This is a genomic window from Cupriavidus sp. L7L (assembly GCF_004353535.1).
Taxonomy (GTDB): Bacteria; Pseudomonadota; Gammaproteobacteria; order Burkholderiales; family Burkholderiaceae; genus Cupriavidus; species Cupriavidus oxalaticus_A.
Genome location: NZ_SMNY01000110.1, coordinates 1 through 2686 on the forward strand (window position 1 = coordinate 1; position 2686 = coordinate 2686).

General features: G+C 61.1%; 3 protein-coding genes and 1 pseudogene. All 4 read right to left on the reverse strand.

Annotated features, from left to right (window positions below; translation table 11 throughout):
• Positions 1–411, reverse strand: a pseudogene (locus E1J61_RS36105) (hypothetical protein); the annotation flags it as partial.
• Positions 411–1340, reverse strand: coding sequence for a hypothetical protein (locus E1J61_RS36110; protein ID WP_133098553.1), 930 nt, complete (start codon positions 1338–1340; stop codon positions 411–413). The pseudogene E1J61_RS36105 and the gene E1J61_RS36110, both read right to left, overlap by 1 nt.
• A gap of 57 nt (positions 1341–1397) precedes the next feature.
• A complete protein-coding gene (locus tag E1J61_RS36115) occupies positions 1398–2555 on the reverse strand; it encodes a DotG/IcmE/VirB10 family protein (RefSeq protein ID WP_165971621.1) in 1158 nt (385 codons plus the stop codon).
• Positions 2556–2557: 2 nt separating this feature from the next.
• Positions 2558–2686 (reverse strand): DotH/IcmK family type IV secretion protein (locus E1J61_RS39035; protein WP_371705021.1); only part of this gene is annotated, 129 nt, incomplete at its 5' end.

Consider the following 2686-nt stretch of genomic DNA (forward strand, 5'->3'; position numbering starts at 1 on the left):
ACCGTGTCCCTCCGATGCTTTCTTGAACATGGTCAGGCCCTTGAATCCGTACCACCATCCGAAGGTCGAGACGATGGTGAAGATCGCATTGATGGCCGGTGCAAACACACCGGCAGCGCTCGCGCCGGAATAGGAAACCATCCCGAACCCTGCACCGCGCTCGCCCGTCACGGTTTCCCATAGGTCGCCCATGGTGCTGGTGAGGTTGAGCAAGATCGCGCCAACCAGGAGCGTCGTGAAAATCGCCGCACCCGACGTTTCGCCACCGCCCGGGTGGCTGGATGCTTTCATGCCCCTGTTGATCGCCTTGGCGATATACCAGAGGCCTACCCCGTAGGCCGCGGCAGCGGCAAGCGACTGGAATTCGACAATCGTCGCGCCGATCTGGGTGACGATGGTTGTGAGGTCCATTAGCGGATGATCCCGGCTGTCGTGCGGACGATGTATTTGTCTGCGTCGATCTCAACGATCTCACTACCGCCGAGCTTGTCACCTTTGGCCTTTACATACTGCTTGCCGGAGTCGTCTTCGAGCCAGGCCTGGCCGGGGATGACTTGCTTGATCTTGTAGCCCAGTTGCACTTCCTCTTTGGCGGAGGAGCGCGAACGGCTTGCTTTCGCGCGCACCACACCTGCGGATTTCTCCCGGGCGCGGTCTTCGGCAGATAGTGGCTTGCTTGCGCGGACGGGCTTCGACTCGGCCTTGCCTTCAACACGTCGGGTTTCGAGGGCGGAAAGTCGCTTTCCCATGTCCTCCAGCTGCGCCGTCTGCGCTTTCAGCTGCTCCAGGATGGCGGAATCGGTGCTCTCTTTGCGCCCGCTTTCCACCGTGCTGGCCTTGGTGCTCGGGATCGCGCCTGCGGGCAAGGCGTCGTTCGCCGCCATCGACGCGGCGGTGGTGCCGCCCGCGATGGCGTTAGAAGCGGGCAACTCGATTGCCGACGTCGGCCCGTTGTTGTTGCTTGCGGGCTGTTCTGGTGGTTTTTCTGCGAGCTGTTCTGCGGGCTGGCTGCGTGCAAAGCCCTGCGGCGCAGATTGGACGGGCGCGAACGATTCCGCCGCGGGACGCTGTGTACCCGACGCCCCCATCATCCCGCCGTCGCTCATCGGTGCGCTGGCGGCGATCTCAGCGGGACTGGAAGGCTTCGACATCTTCTTAAAGCCCCAGAAGCCAAGCACGGCTACGGCGACTGCACCATAGAGGAGGTAGTTGGTTGGCAGCTTTCGCTTGGGCTTGTCCGAAGTCGCAACATCGGTCACGTCAACCTCGGACGCGTCGTGATTCGGATCCTCGTGCTCGTCGGTGTCGAGGTGGGCGTCAAAGTGGTTTGTCTGGGTCATGGGTTGCCCCTAGTGCGTATCAATACAATTATACGTAACAAAGCCGGCGCGTGGACCCTACTCCTTCAAGTATGCGTCCGCCTTGAAGAGCACCATGATCGGAACGCCACGCTTGATTCTGCCGCGACGCGGCGGGATCGATGCGTTCTCCTGCTGGATGACCTGTTGGGTAGCCTGCAGGCCCGCAGAAGTAGCTGCGCCGGCGAGTTGCTTGCCGCTCGGATTTGGGTTCGTCGTTGTCGTTACGCCGCCAAGCGGTGTCTGCTGAACGATGGAGCCAGCATTCTGGTAGACCGATCCAGCTGCGCTCAGCGCGCCCAGCAATGCAGGGACGCCAATACGCTGCACGTAGCGGTGATCGACATCAGCGGGTTGCGCGGTCCGCAACTCTTCCTCGTCCAGGGCTGCTGCCGAAATGGTGATCATTTCGCCGGATGGGGTCTTCATCTTGGTGAAGTCGGTAACGATCACCTCGTTAGATAGGCGTGCGGTCCCGTAGAACAGGCTGCCCGCGTACTTGCCGGTCTCGACACGGGCGAGGACATCGGATGGTGCGTCCGTATCGATACTGTTCTGATAGATCGCCGGAATCTGGTCCAGGCCACGGATATATGGAGTGGCGTCACGTCCCGTGGTGCTATTTACTGCTGCGGCAGTCGTCGCAGCCCCGCTCGCCGCAGCCGCTGCCGAGCTGCGGGTGTCGCTGCCTTGTACCGCGATGTTGAGGATCAGCTGCGAAGATTCGCCGGGGGTCCACACCGCACGCAGCCCCTGCAGCTGGTCCCCCAGGCCCGTCGACGTGATTTGAGCTTGTTGTTGGGGATCGCCAGCGGGGTTCGGCTGGTTCGGTCGCGCAATATCACGCGGTGGAGTCGGCGGATTGGCTTTCGCGCGCTGAGCAAGCTCATCTTCAAGGGCAGTCGTCTTGCCACTGTTATCCGAAAGCGTGGGAATGAAAGTGCCGTCCGCCTGTTCGGCCTGCTGGAAATTCTTGTCGTTTGCGCGGTTGAGCGCGCGCGAGTAGTTTGGAGTCTCCTCGGTCTTCTTCCCTCCATGGGTGTCTATCGTCGGAACTTCGACGGTGGCCCCTTGGGATGAGCGGCTATTTACAGCCATGTAAGCAATGCCTACCCCAGCGGCGGCAACGCCTGCCACGATCATGGCTACCTTGGCGTTCTTTTTAAATCCAGGATGCAGCTTCTTTCGTTCCGACATGGTCATTCCAGCTCGAGGTAGACGTTTCGCAGAGAGCCGTTCTCGCTAAGGGTGGCAACGGGCGTTGGGGCCAACTCGTAGACCCGAGTACCGTCCGCTGCCGCAATCGTTGCCTGATAGGCGGGGTTATT